The organism is Candidatus Chlorobium masyuteum, assembly GCF_011601315.1.
GTDB lineage: Bacteria > Bacteroidota > Chlorobiia > Chlorobiales > Chlorobiaceae > Chlorobium > Chlorobium masyuteum.
In genome coordinates this window covers 139,136-157,471 of the sequence record NZ_JAAORA010000003.1, presented here as the reverse complement: position 1 = coordinate 157,471, position 18,336 = coordinate 139,136, and the positions used below count along the sequence as shown (strand labels likewise).

7 protein-coding genes are annotated in these 18,336 nt (G+C 53.1%); 3 read left to right on the top strand and 4 right to left on the bottom strand.

Translation table 11 applies throughout. From position 1 onward, the window contains the following. Window positions 1-204: 204 nt before the first annotated feature. Entirely contained in the window at window positions 205-909 is a 705-nt protein-coding gene (locus G9409_RS07305; protein ID WP_166808147.1) for a DUF4405 domain-containing protein, read from the top strand. Window positions 910-1,054: 145 nt separating this feature from the next. On the opposite strand, the gene G9409_RS07300 is transcribed toward G9409_RS07305, so the two are convergent. From G9409_RS07300 to G9409_RS07285, 4 genes are all read right to left on the bottom strand, one after another. Beyond that, window positions 1,055-1,276 carry a hypothetical protein gene (locus tag G9409_RS07300; protein ID WP_166808046.1) on the bottom strand — a complete coding sequence of 74 codons (222 nt, stop codon included), beginning with the start codon at window positions 1,274-1,276 and terminating at the stop codon, window positions 1,055-1,057. Between the two features lie 110 nt (window positions 1,277-1,386). Next, window positions 1,387-1,923, bottom strand: coding sequence for a YcjF family protein (locus G9409_RS07295; RefSeq protein ID WP_166808146.1), 537 nt, complete (start codon window positions 1,921-1,923; stop codon window positions 1,387-1,389). A gap of 129 nt (window positions 1,924-2,052) precedes the next feature. Next, the gene (locus tag G9409_RS07290) at window positions 2,053-3,204 is read right to left on the bottom strand and encodes an ABC transporter substrate-binding protein (protein WP_166808145.1); all 1,152 of its coding nucleotides are present in this window, start codon (window positions 3,202-3,204) and stop codon (window positions 2,053-2,055) included. 3 nt (window positions 3,205-3,207) lie between these two features. Beyond that, window positions 3,208-4,089 (bottom strand): prohibitin family protein, encoded by an 882-nt coding sequence (locus G9409_RS07285; protein WP_166808144.1) that lies wholly within the window; start codon window positions 4,087-4,089, stop codon window positions 3,208-3,210. A gap of 436 nt (window positions 4,090-4,525) precedes the next feature. Between G9409_RS07285 and G9409_RS07280 the strand changes: the two genes are divergently transcribed. Beyond that, window positions 4,526-5,764: a radical SAM family protein gene (locus G9409_RS07280; protein WP_166808143.1), complete on the top strand. Its 1,239-nt coding sequence runs from the start codon at window positions 4,526-4,528 to the stop codon at window positions 5,762-5,764. A 6-nt stretch (window positions 5,765-5,770) separates the two neighbouring features. Continuing rightward, complete coding sequence (locus G9409_RS07275; protein ID WP_166808142.1) at window positions 5,771-18,331, top strand: non-ribosomal peptide synthetase; 12,561 nt, start codon at window positions 5,771-5,773, stop codon at window positions 18,329-18,331. The last annotated feature ends 5 nt before the right edge of the window (window positions 18,332-18,336 follow it).

Sequence of the window (18,336 nt, the reverse complement as noted above, 5' to 3'; positions counted from 1 at the left end):
AGGATTTCTGTTCTCGTTGCCCGTCTTGTCCTCTTATATATCTATACTTTAATAAACAAAGCGATAATACGAAAAGTTCAACATTTCGGAAAATGTCAGGATAAAGAGTTTGCAGGACAGGAAAGCTGAATAATGAGCGTCACACTCCATAGAGCATAGAACAGAATAGATCTCTTGATAATGATTTTGAATGGAATGTAGATCATGAACACCTTTTTCAGCTGGCGGAAATTTACAAGCTTCGGCCTTTTTCTCTCCTTCCTTATGATTTTACTCTCGGGAGTGATCCTCTATATTTTTCCGGGAAGCCGGGGTGGCATGTGGGAGATGGGAGGACTTTCCAAACAGGCATGGCAGCAGCAGCACACTATTTTCGGATTCGCCTTTTCACTTTTCTCGCTCTGCCATCTGTTTTTGATTAACTGGAAGGCGTTCTTCTCCTACCTTAAAACAAAAACAGCCTCCGGATTCAGGCGTCCGACAGAGATGGTGATGATCGTGCTGCTTTCGCTCTTTACGGGTGTCGGTACCTTGACGGGTATCCAGCCTTTTTCAGGAATTATTGATCTGGGCAATGGAATTTCAAAATCGTGGGATCGTAACGAAGCGGGGGCGGTTGCAGCTCTTTCAGGTGAACGTCTCTCTCTTGCAGCGCTTTCGATAGAGCAAGGTACCGGAGATGGTATGCCGGAGCATGATGGTTCTGACTATCATCATCATCGCCATGCTGGAGCCTTTACATCCTCAGGCTTCCGGGAAGAGGCTATACCTCAGGATGAGATTAATGGAGGCAACGGCAACCCTTCCGGCACAAGAGCTGAAAACCTTCCATCTCGAATAAGCAGTTCAGGGGCACCGGATGATGAACTGCATCGTCAGACAACGAAGTCATGTTCAGCATGCCATTAACATTCGGGCATCGCTACCGGTATGCGGGGCCTGAAACTAAAACGCTCAGGACAATTATTGGATGTGCCCGTTTTTTTGTGTGTAATGCTCAAAAGGATCATCTTTCAAGCCGGGATCCGGTAGATTTGCAACCGAGGGGGTATCTTCAGGCGGGGATATGCCTCTTTGTTCCCGCTTCTGAATGGGAAGAAGCATCAGGAGATTTGTTCTCCTCTTTCGGACGCGGGTCAGAAGCAATAAAAAGGAGTGCTCCTACAGCGGGAGAGAGGAAAAAAGAGCAGAAAAAATAGCCCCAGAAACCGAATTTTCTGTTTTTGCCAAGCGTGGCAATCAGCAGACAGAGCGCAAAGTAGATGAGTGTAGCCATTTGTTCCCGGATGAAATTCAAAAGAAAAAAGAGAAAAAAACAAAACAGTGCAGAAATACGTAGCGGGTTTCCGCACTGTTTTGAAAGCTGTGGTTGCCTTGTGGACGTAATCAGTTAGCCGGGCTTGCCTTGCCCTCTTTCTTCAAATCGGATGCAACCTTCTTCCCTTTTTCAAACTGCTCGGCAAAATGGACCTTTACCTTGGCAGGATCCATATCAAGAAACGTGCCGCCTGATTCGAAGTGCTGGATAAATACCCTGGAAATCGCGTAGGTGGCAGCTCCTGCGACAACCGGCATGGTAACTGCGCCGGCAGACTGTCCAACGAGGGGAATACATTTGATCAGACTGGCAAGCGTTCCGCCCAGTGCAACAGGTACAAAACCGCCAAGCAGGGTTGTGATGACGGATTTTCCGAGATCGCGTCTGAATGGCACATGGTATTCATTGGCAATCGTCCTGATCATGTCAAGCTGTACACCGACCAGCGCAACCATATCAATGATCGGCAGAGGAAAAAGTCCTATGCCCATTGCTGTCAGAATGTGATTTCTTGCATGTTTCTCAACACGCTGATCACGATCAAGAGTGTCGTTGACACTTTCAGCAACCACCTCGGCAGAGGTTTCGTCTGTGTTCTCTTTCATAAGTAATCTCCTTTATTTCAAAGCGTTGAAAAGTTGATTGCACTTATTACACGTAATACACGTAAATAAATATACTCAAAAATACCCTAATTCAGTGCGGAAGCAAAAATAGAGTGAAAGAGGTACTTTTTATTCGAGAAGTACCGGGACGCCCTTCTGAATCTTGTAAAGATATATAGGTTTGTCTTCAAGATTGCCCGCCCGGTCAAATTTATATCGGCCATTTGCACCGTTATATGCATCGGCATATCTGATGGCGTAGGAGAGGTCAAGAGGGTTGCGTGAGCCGGTGAACTTGATTGCCTTTGCAAGGATATGGAGTGCGTCGTAGCTTTGGGCGGCCCAGGCATCAGGATAGCGACCGTAGCGCGAAAAAAACTTGTTGACGAAGAGCTGGTTTTCAGGGGTTTGTGAGCGGGGATTATAGAAATCGAACATAATCGCCCCTTCGAATCCAACGGCACCGGCATGTGCACGCATTTCGGGAGTATTGCTGAACGCGCCGATAACGGGAGTTTTCAGCCCGACCTTCCTTGCCATGCGTAAAAAATCACCCGCGATAGGTTCGAGACCGCTGAAAAAGATCATATCGGCATCAACAATTTTAAGATCGTTGACCAGCAGCCGGAAATCAACATTTTTACGGGAGTAGGACCATTGATAGACAACCTGGGCATTGAGCTGATCAAGTCCGACCTGATACTGATAGGCCAGATCTTCTCCATAGGCATCCTCCTCCCATAAGACAACGATTTTGCGGTAACCGAGATCTGTTGTCAGTTTGGCCAGTTTCAATGCGATCCGGTCGCTTGACAGGATGGTGCGGTTGATATAGTTGAATCCGTGAGAGGTCATGTCGGTGTTGTTGGCACCGATCATCAAATGCAGGAGCCGGCTCGACTCATAGATCGATGATGCCCTGATTGACGGGCCGTCATCGTAGTAGCCCAGAACAGCGCTCATGTCAGCTCTGTCAGCAAACTCCCTGGCAATTTTTTTATGCTTTTTATTGTCAAACTCATCATCCCGTTCAACAAGGCGGATGGTGTAAGGGCCTGCGAGCCTGCGGGAGTTGATCTCATCCAGCGCCAGATGAAGTCCATCGGCCATGCCGTCACGGTTGACGGAAAATGGCCAGCAAACACCGATAATAACCTCATCGGAAGGTTCGTTCAACACCTTGAACCGGCGCTTTGCCTTGTCTTCATAGGAGCCGAACTGGGTAAAGACGAGGAGTGCGAGCAGGATGGTGGCAACTGCCCAGAAAATCTTTTTTTTCATCGCTCAATCCTTGCCAAGAATAATCGGCAGGCCGGATTGGCCGGAACCTATCACGACAACCTTTGCATTCGAAGATTTTGCCAGTTCGCGTGTGGCACGAATGCCCTCCCATTTGAGCACAGAAGCAGTTAAACTTTTGTTTACCGTCTCGTTATAGATTCGAATTCCTTCGGATTCAATCTGTAACCGATCAGCCTCTTTTTGGGCAATCGAGAGGCGGTAGACATACTCACCCTCGCGCTGCTGCTGAACCATTTTCTCTTCAATTGCTTTGGAGATGCTTGCGGGAAGCGTAATCGATTCAATGGGGACATCGTCAATCTTTACAAAACGTGCAGCAAGGTGGACCTTGGATTTTTCGCTGAAGAGCAGCTGAATTGCCTTCTGGGATGTGTAGATCTCTTCGGGTTTATACTGTCCGAACAGGGTGCGGACAACTGAACGGACATCGGGGCGAATTGCCACGTTGACAAAGTCAGGACCAACGTACTGATGGAGCAGTGGAAGTGTTGCCGGTTCCAGGTAGTAACGCACCGTGTACTTGACCCGCACCGTGAGTCCGTCAACGGTAAGAACATCTATTGCATCACTGAACTGCTGCTTGCGGATATTGTAGATAAACATCTTGTTAAAAGGCAGAATCAGATGTACCCCTTCAGGATAGACGGTATCAATAACGGTTCCTGCCCCGAGCCATCTCCACAGAACGCCCCTCTGGCCGGACTGTATTGAAATGACCGTACGGTCAAAAAAGAAGAGGATCACAAGAATAAAGAGCAAAACCGATGAAATCAGCGGAAGTGCATTCTGGCGGACGAAAGATTTAATGAAGGTGTTGCATTTGGCGAGCCATTCGCGGAGAGGTTGTATTACAGAGTTCATCATATTTTATGCAGCTAAATACTTCTTCCGCAGAACATGTATGTAAAACAAGCATACATAAAACAAGCTTGATCAGATTCGTTATCAATGACTTGCGGCAGTAACTTTAATCGATTCAAGCTGTAACCGATTAATTATAAAGAAAAATCATTACAAATAAAATTCTCCACTTTCAATTGGAGTGCCATTATATTACTTTTGTTTGACGGCAGGTTTCTCTTGATGCAAGAATAAATTAAGGGATACTGTTTGTGTTTGTGGCATCTCCCTTTTTTTGAAGAGCTGAAGAGGAGTTTTCTGCCTTTCGGAGTACATAGTGGTGTCGTTACAAGGCTTGTGCAGTAAGAAGTAAAGGGATAAAAAACATTTGACCCCCCCGTTTATGCCCCCGGAAACAAATTTCGCCATCCAGTCAGACAGCAATTCAAAACAGGCGCCAATGCCTGTACGTACCCGTTTTAACTACATTGCCCATCGACCGGCCTGTACGGAATTGAAGGGCTTTGTACCCCTGAAAATCGACAGCAAATGCCTCCTTGATCTTGGTCTGGACTATGAGATCACGCCTGAGGTGGCCTCCCAGCTTGAACTTGGTTCGGTGTGGTTTGCCAAACTTTTTGAAAATAATAATCTTACTCCCGGCGATCATTTCGAGGAGAGGCTTACTGATCCCGCTGAGCCGCTGGAGATTCACAACTACACGGGTCTCTGCCCTACCAATGTTCTTGAGGTCTCCCCTTCTTCGGGGTCATGCGCAGTAGCCTGCCAGTACTGTCTGGTGACCGATGGCAACCATGTAAAACCGATCACGGTCTATACCAACTACGCAGACCGGCTGGCCAACTCTCTTGAAGAGAACCGTCAGAAGGCGCTCTTTTACTACTTTTCGCCGAAAACCGAAGCGTTTTCAGAGCCACACCTCTACAACGGTATAGCCCACGATATATTCAGGACCTTTATTCGACATTTTGACAACAATCCCGACTCTCCGGTCCGTATTTTCATTGCAACCAAAGCCGGTCCAAAGCACTTGCAGGTAAAACACCAGGGTGACACCCTGTTCTCGCTGATGGGTAAAATTGCATCGAAAATTCAGATGAACGGCAGCATCGGGATTATGCCGCTCTATCTTCGCGATGTTCTTGAGCCGAATGCCGCTTCCATTGAAGAGCGTCTTGAGACGCTTGTTCAATGCAGGGAGCTTGGTATGTTTGCCGAGTCGGTGCTCTGTCAGCCGCTGATGCTCCCCTACCTTACAGAGGAGAACATCGATACCTATATGTCGCTTCTGGCATCCTCCGGTGTACGAAATATCAAACCGGAATTTCTGACTACCGAAATACGCAATCTGGTCATTCTTGCGAACTACATCAACCACTACAACCCTGAACTCATCGGTGAGTTTTTCAGGCCCTATCTGTCGGGCGAAAATCAGAACCATATCAAACAACGCTCCAGACTGGCACCAGAGCGCAGCATCTGTACCGGCTATCTGGAGAAGATCCGGAATTCCGCAGATAAGCATGGCATAACGATCAGTATCTGCAACTGGGTCAAGCAGGAGTTGAGCAAAGGAGCTGAATGGGTCAGGAGTATAGATCATGACTCGGCAGCAAACGGCTACCGCTGCCTTGGATATCAGACCGCACTGTTTCCGGAAAAAAAAGGCACGCTCTGATAACGCATGCACTATCCGCAGAAAATAGATGACTATTTTAAAATATTAGCGAGCAGCCACCCCTCCGCTCCCGCGATTATTACCGATGAGCTTTTTTTGACCTACGGAGAGCTTGATGCTCTGTCCGACAGGCTTGCCTTGGCACTGCAAACCTGCGGAACCGCCTTCCAGGAGTCAATCGGGGTGCTTACGGATAGATCGGCGTCTCTTCCTGCTGCATTTCTTGCAATACTGAAAGCAGGCGGAGTTTATGTGCCCATGGCGGCAGATCTGCCTCCGGAGAGACTCGCCAATATGGCTGAACAGGCCTCGATTCGACGTATTGTTGCTCTTGACGGCATAGAGATCCCTCCGGCACTGACCACGGTTCTTTTACGGAACGGAGCTACTTCCCCGTCCGGAGCCGTATTGAGACCCGAAGCGTTAATTTCAGGAGTAAAAACAGTCTTCACCCCTTCAAAGCGCAACTCAGGTGCCGATGCTCTTGCCGCCATACTCTTTACCTCCGGCTCCTCCGGTACTCCGAAAGGGGTCCCCCTGACCCATGCCGCATCTATCAATATGGTGATCGGTCATATAGAGGCGCATCATATCACCGCTGAAGACCGCATCCTGCTCTCCTCTTCACCGGTTTTTATTCTTGGTTTCCGAACGCTCTGCATTCCCCTGATTTCAGGTTCAGCCTTTGTCCCGGTATCGCGATCTGTCATTGACAGACCGGACCTCCTGGTTGAATTGATGAGCCGTCACCATGTCTCAATCGCGCTGTTTACCCCGTCCTATCTGCATATACTGAACAGGGCCCTGCCGGAGGGCCTTCGCTGCATCATAACTGCCGGGGAGATGGCGAACGCCGATGACGCCAGACATTATGCCCGGTATGTCGATTACTGGAATATACATGGAGCAACAGAGGTGTGCGGTACAATCTGCATGCATCATGTTGATCCCGATGAAACCGGTGCTGTTCTGAGCGGCCGTCCGTTTCTCAATACCCTGGTCTATCTGCTCGATGAAGAGGGCAATGAGGTGCCGACAGGAGAAATCGGTGAAGTACATGTTGTTGGTGTCGGTCTCTCTCCCGGCTATCTGAAACAGCCTGAACTGAATGCAGAGTATTTTATTGAAACACGTTATGGACGTGCTTTCCGTTCCCGTGACCTTGCCCGATGGAACGGCGACGGCGAACTTGAAACTCTCGGCCGCTCAGATAATGTGGTCAAAATTTCCGGGCAGACCGTTTCGCTTGATGAGATTGAACTGGCGCTTCAGCGCCATCCGGCAGTTACCATCGCAAAGGTTGTGCACCATAAAGGGAGGCTTTATGCCTTTGTCGAGTCTCCGGGTTCCAGGGATGCAGAGGGAGTCGAGTGGCGTGAGTTTCTTCTGAGGACTCTTCCCTCCTACATGATACCGGCACACGTTACCGTGATGGAGAAGATGCCGCTAAGCTCGGCAGGAAAGGTTGATCAACGGAGACTTCTGCTGGTTGCAGAGGGTCTGCTTGTTAACCGGGAAGGTGATGAGGGAGCCGCAACTCCCCCGGATGGTGCGCTTGAGCAGGCAATAGCGTGTATCTGGGAGGAGACGCTTGATATCCGGCCGATCATGCGCGAGCAGAACTTCTTTGCCGCAGGAGGAACAAGCCTGCTTGCCATTGCGGTAAGCCAGCGACTGCATCAACTTGGCTACAAGGTACCGGTGCAGATGGTGCTGAGTTCGCTCTCGGTGAAAGCACTGGCCGAACAGATTGTTTCAATGGATGAGGAAGAGGATTCTCTCATCAGGGAGAGTGATTTTCCCGATGAGAATCTTGCAACGGCGGACCAGGAGGATTTCTGGATCGCTTCGGAAATAGGTCTGGCCCCTGCTGCATCCCATATTTCGCGTCTACTGCGTGTGCAGGGCAGGCCGCACTCCACTGAAGAGTGGCAATCGGCCTGGGCCCGACTGCTTGAACGCCATACAGCCCTGCGGACGGCCCTCTATGCGGATGAAAAGGGACGGATTCGCTGGCGGAGTGTCAACGGTGAAGAGCTCTCTCTCGACAGGAATCTCAGAACTGATCACTGCCGCACACTCGGGGAGGCTCGCAGCATTGCCGAGCGATGGGCAAATAAACGGTTTCGGCTTGACGATCCCCCGCTCTCCAGAGCCGGCCTTGTCAGGGTTGATGAGGGGAGTGAAACACTTTTCTGGTTTGTACTCCACCATGCACTGGTGGACGGAGCATCAGCCCGATTGCTACAGGATGATCTGCTCTCCCTGCTTGGAAAGAGAGAGCTGCCGCCGGCTCCGGACGGCATCGCCATGGCATGTATTGCCGAACAGCACTACCTTCGTTCTGCGCAGAGAGAGCGTGACCGCCTTTTCTGGATGAGCCGTTTTGACGAGCTGGCGGAACGCGGAAGCGAAGCTTTCGGTGAATATGTGACTGAACGGCAGCGGCCTGCGCTTCCCGGAGGCGAAGGAGCCGAGCCGCTTCTTGAGCAGCTTGACGGCGATACGGTGCTCAGGCTTTCCCGGATGGCAAAAAGCTGCGGAATCGGACTGCACGCCCTCCTGCTTGCCATTCTCTCTTCAGAGATAAGACGCCGCACAGGACGAAGTGATATTCTGGTCGGCAGCGGCATTACCATTCGCCCTGCCGGAGGAGAGAGCGCAGTCGGCCATTTTGTCAATGTTCTTCCTGTTATTCTTCTCAAACAGAGCCATATCCCCTTTTTGGAGTATCTGCGAAACGCCCAGTCAGCACTGACCGAAACGGTTGAGCACGCTGCCTATCCTGCGGGGATGCTCTATCGCGATTTCCGGAAACGCCATCCGGACCTTCGTTCGCCTTCACGCACTTCACTCTTCGACATTGCCCTGACAGCTATTCCCTCAAGGAGCAGCAGTGACCCGGAGAGCGACCTCTGGCTGGAGCCGCTGACCCTTGCAGGAGAAATTGAACATCCTGCGGCAGGTCTCGATCTTTCGTTCAGCCACGAGCCCTCTTCCGGGAGCGATGGCGGGCTGAATCTGCTGTTAAGCTGGAATCCCGATGTCTGCTCAATTGAAGGGGCCCGCTCCTGGCTCGCTTCATTTGCCGCATGGGCCCGATGGCTTGCTGAAAAACCCGAACGGCTGGAGCATCCCCTTCCGGCACTGCTTCCCTGCGAAACAGAGCTGCTGCAGAAATGGGAAGAGGGTGAAAAAAAGCCTCGCCCCAACCTGCGCAGCCATGAACTTTTTAAAGAGCTGGCTGACCTGCATCCGGACAAAATTGCTCTGATTACCGATGAGTACTCCCTGACCTTTCGCCAACTTGATTTGCAGGCTAATGGCATTGCTCACGCTCTTGTTGAAAACGGAGTTGTTCGCGGCTGCACTATCGGAGTACTTGCCTCCACTCCTCACAATCTTCCGGCCACAGTGCTTGGAATATGGAAGGCAGGCGGAATCTACCTCCCCTTTGCAGCCGACACTCCCGCTGTACGTCTCGCCTTGATGGCCAAAGACGCCGGCGCAAGCCATCTTGTCGTTCTTGACGAACTCAAGGCTCCGGAGGTATTATGCTGCGAGGTCGAATGCATCATCCATTCCGAAGAGTGCGCTCCTTCAGCCGGGCCTCCGGAGAGGGATGGATCAGCGGATGATATAGCCTACATCATCTATACATCCGGCACGACCGGCACTCCAAAAGGGGTTCCCGTAACACATGCTGCATATATCAATACAATACTTGGCGTTGCAGAGAGGATAGGAGTCCGTGACGATGACCGTATCGCACTTGTTTCGACCATCACTTTTGATGCATCCCTCTGGGAGATGGGCCACGGATTTTTCAGCGGGATTGCCATGGTGCCGGTCCCCCCCTCCCTTCGGGAAGATCCCTGGCAGATGAAACCATACTACCGTGAACAGGCTGTCACCATTGCCTTTCATACGCCCTCATACCTCAGAGTCAGCGAAAAGCTTCCCTTCGAGGGATTGCGTATTCTGCTTACCGGAGGAGAAGCGCCGAACCATCACGACAGGGCGATTTATGCCGGCAGGCTGGCCTTCTGGAACTTTTACGGCCCGACTGAGGCAACCATTGTGGTTTCAGGTACCCTTATTCCGGCTGATCTCGATTCACGCGCATTCCTGCCCGTAGGTGCGCCCCTTCCCAACATGCGGATTTCAATCCGGCATGATGACGGTTCACCGGTGCCGCCCGGTGCAGAGGGAGAGATCTGGCTCGGCGGTATCGGCATTGCTTGTGGATATCTCAACCAGCCGGAGGAGAGTGAACGTCACTTTGTGCAGCGACCCGAAGGCCTTTTCTACCGCTCGGGAGACTATGGTCGATGGCGTGCAGATGGTCAACTTGAAATCATCGGGCGAATCGACCAGCAGGTCAAAATCAACGGCCAGCGTGTCGAGCTGGGTGAAATCGAGCAGATGCTCTCCCTTCATCCTGATGTTGTCAATGCCATGGTTCTTGCCGATCAGCTGAACAACGGAGTCAAGGTGCTCAGGGCCTTTGTTCAACCCGAAAACAGCTCTCTGTTTTCAGAGTCACAGCTTCTGGAATATCTGGCCGGACGCCTTTCTCAGCATATGATTCCTGCCTCAATCATGGCTGTTGCTGAAATTCCGCTGACACCTTCAGGCAAGGTTGACCGTGAGATGCTGTTCCGTTATGCCAGGGAGCAGCGCAGGAGTGCACTGCAGGATGATCTGCCCGGCACTCCGATGGAGCAGCAGGTTGCCGATATCTGGGCTGAAGTGCTTGGCCATGAGAGGGTTGTCGGGAGCGACAACTTCTTCGCCCTCGGAGGCAACAGCCTCCTTGCCGTGACCGTGGCACATCGCATAAGCCGCACATTTGGTGTTCAGCTCTCTGCCAGGGCACTCTTTGCATCTCCCACGCTCAGGGCGTTTGCTGAAAAAACAGCTTCACTTCCGGCTTTACCGGGGGTGGAAGAATTCGCGGAGGAGAGTGATGTTGCTTCAGAAGGGGAATATGAGTTCTGGATAGCTCACTCTGCCGGGCTGGATACCCGGAACTTCATCATTCCGGTCCACTATCTTATTGACCGGGAGATTACAGCAGATCGCCTGCGAAGTGCATGGGCAGTGCTGGTCAGGCGACATAAGGGACTGCGGAGCTTTTTTGAGACTGATGAATCAGGACGGCTGAGACGCCATAGTGCTCCGGATATGAAGTGGAAGCTTGAATCAGAAGAGGCTTACTCCACTTCCGATGCGCTGCTTCTGATACGGGAACGTCAGTTCAGCGCACTTTCCATGAGTTCCGCCCCGCTCTGGCGGGCCGGTTTCGTCGATGTTTTTGCTGAAAAGAGGCGTTTTTTCTGGCTGGCCCTCCATCATTCGATCGGTGACGGTCAATCGATCGCAACCCTCTTCAGTGAACTGGCCCGACTGCTTGACGGAGCGGAGCTCTCCCCTCACTCCCCGGGGGGAGAGGTTTTTGCCGCAAGGGAGCAGAACTATCTGCTCTCCGGGGAGGCTGATGATGACGCACGCTACTGGAAAAAACTGCTGGAAGGTGTGCCGGATGCATCCTTTGAAGAGTGGCCTCTCGACCTGGCGCGTTCATCAAGGAGCCTGCCGGGAAGTCATCGTTTTGAGCTCCTTCTTGACCGGAAGAGTTCGGAAGCACTTAAAACCATTGCGCGAGATCATGATGCGACCCTGCACTCGCTTGTGCTGACGCTGCTCTCACTTGAAGCGGGCCGTCGAAGCGGACGGAGCGATATTATGATCGGCACCACGGCATCCGTCAGGGAGAGAGAGTCGGATTCGCAGATAATCGGCTACGGTGTCAACATGCTGCCGCTGCATCTGAAGAGAGAGCGGATGCAGACTTTCGGTGAGAGGCTGCATGCAACGCAGCACGAACTTTCCGAAGCGCTGCAGCATGCCCGCCTCCCCTTTGCCCGTATATACCGCTCTTTCTGGAGCCAGCATCCCGAGCTGCGCAATCCCCAGCGCTATCCCCTTTTTGATATTGCTGTTACTGAAAATCCGGGCGGCCGCAAAGATGGTGCTGCCCGTTATTTTACCGGGGCGGGCAAGGCAACAGCACCGCTCAGATATGAATATACCGGTGCCTCTCCCGGTCAGGACATGGTGCTCATCCATGAGAATCTTGAGGGAGGCGAAATCCTGCTGCAATGGCATGTCAACGCGGCTGTATACACCGCTGAAACTGCCGGAATGTGGCTCGAAGCGCTGAAGGGATGGGCGCATTGGCTTGCGGAAGATCCCCGGCATGCAGCCCTGCCGCTTCCGGAGCTTCTGGAGGAGGAGCTGCGATTGCTTGAAATCTGGCAGCAGGGTGAGATCGTTGAGCGTCCACAGCTCTGTTTCCATCAGCTTTTCGAAAGCGTCACTGACCGGCCCGGCCAGGCCGTGAGGGCAGCAGTTATCTCACCCGACAGCTTCATCTCCTACCGTGAGCTTGATGATGAGGCCTGCGTAATTGCCGCAGCTCTTTCAGCGCGAGGAGTCACCAGGGGTGAGGTTGTAGCGGTTCTGAGCGGCCGTTCGAAGCACCTCCCGGCAGCACTGCTCGGCATCTGGAAATCAGGCGCCATCTATCTGCCGCTCTCGATTGAACTCCCTCCTGAACGGATGAGCTTTATGGTTGAAGATGCCGGAGTTGCGCATCTGGTAGCTCTTGACGGCGCGCCATTGCCTGAGCTATTCGCACGCCTCTTTGCCGAACCGCTTCGGCCGGAGGAGTTGCCGGAAGCGTTTCGGCGGCAGCACTCAAACAGAGTGTCGCACCCGGTCAGTCCGGAGGATACGGCCTATATCCTCTACACATCAGGTTCCACCGGCCTGCCGAAAGGTACAATGATTGCTCACAAAAGCCTGGTGAACATGGTGCTCGGTGCTTCAGGGATGCTTGGCTGCAATTGCGATGACCGATCGCTCCTCTTTGCCTCCCCGTCGTTCGACGTCTCCCTTTCCGACATCGGAGTGCCGCTTTCGAGCGGCGGAGCGATTTGCGCTGTGCCCGGAAAGATCATTGAGTCGCCAAGACGTTTTCTTGAATTTCTGGAGGAGATGCGGGTAACGATTGCCGACATTACGCCGACCTACCTCGGACTCTTCGAAGGGATGGAACTCCCCTCCTCCCTGCGGGTTCTGGTGACAGGCGGAGAGGCTCCGCTTCCGGCAGAAGTGAAAAGATATGCTTCTAAACTGAGCTATTTCAATGCCTATGGACCCACCGAAAATACCATTACCAGCACCATGGGACTCCTGAAGGGTGATGAACAGCGTTTTCTTTCAGCAGGCCGTCCTCTGCCGAACACCGCGCTCTATATCTGTAATGAAGATGGCGATTATCTGCCGCCGGGAGTATCGGGAGAGATCTGGCTTGGAGGTGAAGGCATCAGCAAGGGCTACCTGAACCGCCCGGAACTGACTGCGGCATATTTTCTTGACAGTCCCCGCGGCCGGCTTTACCGGACCGGAGACCTTGGCCGCTGGCACAGGGATGGAACCGTCGAGATCATCGGCCGCATTGATGACCAGGTCAAGATGAACGGAATCCGCATTGAACCTGGTGAAATAGAGTATGCCCTGACTCTGCATCCGGCAATCTCGCAGGCGGTGGTTCTTCTTGATGCTCACTCCGGAGGCTCAAAAAGTCTGTGGGGAGTTGTTCGACTCTCTCCGGGAGAGCAGATGCCGGGAATGGATGAGTGGAAAACCTTTCTGATGGAGCGCCTGCCCTCTCACATGATCCCCTCCGGAGTGATTTCGGTGGACTCCATTCCCTTGATGGTTTCAGGCAAGGTTGACCGGGAGGCACTTCTTGCTCTTGTTGAGGATCACCCCTTCAGCACCGGGTTGACTTTACCACAGGGTGAGCTGGAAAACGCCATTGCCGCAATATGGAGCGAGCTGTTGAAACGAACTCCGATCCATCGCGAAGACAACTTTTTTGCTCTCGGCGGTCACAGTCTCCTGGCGATCTCTGTTGCCCATCGACTTGAAAAAAAACTCGGCCGTGAAGTTCCCGCTCGGGAGCTCTTTGCAGAACCAACCCTTGCCGGTTTTTCCGAAAAGGTTCGGGAACTGACTTCCCCGGAGAGTTCGCTCGATGGACCTTCAGACCTTGCGACAGAGGGTCAGCGAGAGTTCTGGACGGCTGAACACGCCGGGTTTGACACCCGCGGATTCAATATTCCCCTGACGCTTCTTTTTCATGGTGAGGTGACGGATGCGGAACGCTGGAGTGTGGTCTGGAATGAGCTGGTCGAACGTCATGAAGCCCTTCGTACCGGATTTCGTGAGGATGAATCCGGAATGCTTCGACGCATCGTCTCCGACAAGGTGGATGCCCGGTTCGACTTTCAGTTCACCTCCACGCTTGATGAAGCTCTTGCCCTGCTCTACAGAGTCCGGAGTGAACCTTTTTCGATGAGTGTGCCGGGGCTCTGGCGTGCAGGATTGATTACGGTTGCCGAAAGCCGACAACCTCTTTTCTGGTTTGTCATGCATCATGCTGTCGGTGACGGGCTCTCGCTGGGGATCCTGATTGAAGATCTTACTGCGCTATTCAGAGGAACGGCACTTTCAACGCTGAACACCGGTTTTGACCGGCCGGCAGCTCGTGAAGCGGCCTATCAGGAGAGCCGCAGTGCGCAGCTCGACGCCGAGTACTGGAACAACCTTACCGGCGATCTTCTGAACCATTCGCCTGAATCCTTTGATGAGTGGCCGCTTGACAAATTGCGTCCAAACACTCGAACAGCATCTCCCTCTCCCGGAAGCCACTGTTTCCGGACCCGTCTCGACCCTGAAACAGCAACAGCCCTTCGTTCCCTTGCCAAAAGAAATCGCTCGACGCTTCACGCCTTCATGCTCTCCCTGCTCGGACTGGAAGTACGCCGCCGTACCGGTCGAAAGAGCTTTATGATCGGGACAGCCGCCTCAACACGCCAATCAGGGAAGGAGATGCGAACCGTCGGTTACTTTATCAACATGCTTCCGCTCGTTTTCCATGCACCTGATTCAGCCCCGGTTTCTGCTGTGGTTCAGGATATGCAGCACCATCTGGCCGAAGCCCTTCAGCACTCCCGGTACCCTTTTGCAAGAATCTACAGTGATTTTCGCCGCAATCATGAGCAGAGGGTAGATCCGGGCCGGTATCCCCTTTTTGATATTGCGGTTACAGAAAATCCTCCATTCACTCCGGACGAAGAGCAGGAGCCCCTTTTCAGCGGGCTCTCCCTTCCGGGGTATGGAACAGTCAGCTATGAACTGCGGAAAAATGCCCCCGCCCAGGACATGGTGCTGGTGCACGAGGGTGTGAGCGATGGCGGAGTTGTTCTTACCTGGTATGTCAATGCAGCACTCTATATGGAGAGCAGTGCACGGATATGGTTTGATTCGCTGATCGGCTGGATGAGGTTTTTCAGCCGTGACAAAAATAGCGGATTACTTCCGATGCCCCTCCTGCTGCCTGAAGAAGAAGCGCTGCTGGCTGGCTGGCAACAGGGGCCTCTCCGCACCTGGCCCGCTGATACCCTTCCCGGGCTTTTCCGGCGGATTGCCTCGCTTTACCCCGATATGCCTGCCTTGGTTACAGCCGAGGGTGAACTGAGCTTTCACCAGGTTAACTCCGGGGCTGAAAACCTGGCCTGCGTGCTTCTGAAACTTGATGTGCAGCAGGGCGAGACTGTCGGGGTTTTGACGGAGCGTTCCACGACACTTCAGGAGACGGTGCTTGCAATATGGAAAGCCGGTGCATGCTATCTGGCCCTTTCAGCCGATCTTCCGGCACAGCGGCTTGCATTCATGGCCAGGGAGTGCGGTGTGCGAGTTATCATTGCGCTTGACCGGCTTCCCCTCCCTCCGGAACTTGAGCGTGATGAGTTCCATATTGTGCGACCCGAAGCAATATGCTCCGATATGCCTGATTCAGGGGAGCTCAACAGAGCAGTTACTCCTGACGATCCGGCCTATATCATCTATACATCAGGATCTACCGGTTTGCCAAAAGGGGTTGTGCTCTCTCACAGGGGATTGCTCAATCTCGGTTTTGGCGAGGCTGAAATTTTTGGCATGAAGCGTGAAGACCGGGTGATGCAGATCGCTTCGCCCTCATTCGATCTCTGGATAAGTGATCTTGCCATAGCATGGTGCTCCGGAGCAGCTCTGGTACCGGTGAGGCGTGAAGAGATGAACGATATATCCGGAATGCATGAGTTGATCCGCCGCCGTGGGGTAACCATTGCCACGATGTCACCCTCCTATCTTCGCCTGTTTGAACAGGCTGATTTTCCTGCTCAACTTCGCCTTATCATGACGGTCGGTGAGCCACCGGTGAGTGATGATGTCCGCTGGTATGCTGCAAAGCTCTCATACATTAACGGTTACGGCCCTACCGAGAACACCGCAGCGTCTGCCATCGGCAGGATTCTTCCCGATGCAGACGCGATCCATACAGGACGTCCCATTCCCAATACCACCGTTTTTATCACTGGAGATGACGGCAAACCGCTTCCGCCCGGTGCTGCCGGTGACGTATGGGTTGGAGGTGCAAGTTTGGCCATAGGCTATCTCAACAGAGCCGATCTTACCGCTTCGGCATTCCTCTCTGTGGATGGAGAGCGGCGATACAGAACCGGCGATCTCGGCAGGTGGCTGCATTCAGGGGAACTGCAGATTCTCGGACGAAGGGATACACAGGTCAAAATACGCGGTCAGCGTGTCGAACTCGGAGAGATTGAGCACGCTCTTGCTTCCTGGCCGGGCATACAGCAGGCGGTTACCCTTGTGGAAACCCTGTCTGATCATAGCCAGCTTTTGCGGGCATTTGTTACCGCTGATGAAGCGGCCTCACTGCCCACTCAGGCAGAGTGGAGCTCTTTTCTCTCGGCAACACTCCCCTCCTGGATGATTCCGGCCTCCATACTCCGTATCCCGTCCATACCGCTCACCCCGGCAGGGAAAGTCGACCGTGAAGCGCTGCTTGAAAGGCAATCAAACACTGCATCTCCGCCCGGTACCGGGGCACCGGGGTGTCAGGATCAAGGGACCCCGCCGCAGAACGCGATTGAAAAAAGGATCTCGGAAGTCTGGTCGGAACTGCTCCGCAAACCGACGCTTTTCCGTGAGGATCATTTCTTTGAAATCGGAGGTGACAGTCTGAGGGCTATCAATGTGATCAACCGTCTTGGCCGCGAGTTTGCGTGCACGGTGAACAATCTTTATGAACACCCGGTTCTGTCCGATTTTGCCCTTCACTGCCAACCCAGTGCGGATCATCTGCGCCACCTTCTCCGGATACGTGCTGAAGAGCAGGATCATGCGGAAAGCCTTCAGCAGGATAAGGGTTGTGATCAGGAAGCGTTGCTGCGGCCGCAGCGAATACACTATGAAGCTCGAATAGAGGCCGATCTGCAGCGTGATCTGCACCGTCCTCTCTCATACCGTCATCTGCTGCTCACCGGTGCAACCGGTTATCTGGGAAGCTATCTCTTGCGCGAGCTGCTGGCTGATGAGCGAGTTGAGGTGACGGTGCTGGTACGGAGCAGTGAGCCGGGTGCTGGCCGGGGACGAATGGGGCAGGTTCTGAACTGGTATTTCGGCCCTGATGAGGCTACGGCACTGCTCGAAAACCCCAGACTGAAGCTTCTCTCAGGTGATCTAAGGGATGCGCAGCTCATGCTCGGGAAGTATGATTACGGTAAACTTGCTGATACAGTTGACGCCATTTACCACTGTGCCGCCAATGTAAACCATATCGGTCACTACCGTGATTTTCTTGCTGACAATGTCTCGGCCACACGCCACCTTCTCCGGCTTGCGACGCAGCAAACAAAAAAGAGCGCCGATTTTCATTTTGTCTCCACCCTTTCAGTCTCGGCAACTGCACTCTCCGGCGGGCTCAGGCTCTTTACCGAGTATGATCATCCTCCCGAGGTTCCCGATGACAACTACTATATCCGCTCCAAGCAGGAGGCGGAACGCCTTGTGCTTGCATACCGCTCGGAGCTGCCCAACTGCACCATCCACCGTGTCGGCAACATCTCCTTTGCCTCTGTGGGATCAAGGCTCCAGCAGAACATCCGCGATAACGCCTTTTTCCGGCAGCTTGCGGCATTCATTCGTCTCGGTGTTATACCGGCGGAGTTTCCGGCTTCGCTCTCCCCAGTCGATCTGGTAGCCCGAGCTCTTGTTGCTCTGGGCTCCAGAGCTTCATTAGCCAATGAGATTCACCATATCGAGAGCTCCCGCCATGACTCTCTGGCAGATGTTGTACTCTCATCCGGGGGGATGAGAGAGCGGGTCAGGGCATGCAGTTTCAGTGATTTTCTCAAACGGCTGCAGGAGGCCACAGACGAACCGGAGATGGAGTCTGCTGTTGCCGAAACAGTTGAGAATTTCGGGCTTCGATCCGCAGGCGCGCTCGCTGCACGCAAACAGGGCGTGGTTGTCGTCTCGAAAAGAACGCAGCTTCTGCTTGAACGTTTCGGGGTTGCCTGGCCTTCAATTCCAGGGGAGGGGCTCCATGCACTATTGGATATGGCCATGGAGGTTGCCGGAAGATGAACCGT

Excerpts from the sequence above, each read along its gene's own strand:
- G9409_RS07305 (WP_166808147.1), top strand. The coding sequence starts at position 205 with ATGAACACCTTTTTCAGCTGGCGGAAATTTACAAGCTTCGGCCTTTTT.
- G9409_RS07300 (WP_166808046.1), bottom strand. The coding sequence starts at position 1,276 with ATGGCTACACTCATCTACTTTGCGCTCTGTCTGCTGATTGCCACGCTT.
- G9409_RS07295 (WP_166808146.1), bottom strand. The coding sequence starts at position 1,923 with ATGAAAGAGAACACAGACGAAACCTCTGCCGAGGTGGTTGCTGAAAGT.
- G9409_RS07290 (WP_166808145.1), bottom strand. The coding sequence starts at position 3,204 with ATGAAAAAAAAGATTTTCTGGGCAGTTGCCACCATCCTGCTCGCACTC.
- G9409_RS07285 (WP_166808144.1), bottom strand. The coding sequence starts at position 4,089 with ATGATGAACTCTGTAATACAACCTCTCCGCGAATGGCTCGCCAAATGC.
- G9409_RS07280 (WP_166808143.1), top strand. The coding sequence starts at position 4,526 with ATGCCTGTACGTACCCGTTTTAACTACATTGCCCATCGACCGGCCTGT.
- G9409_RS07275 (WP_166808142.1), top strand. The coding sequence starts at position 5,771 with ATGCACTATCCGCAGAAAATAGATGACTATTTTAAAATATTAGCGAGC.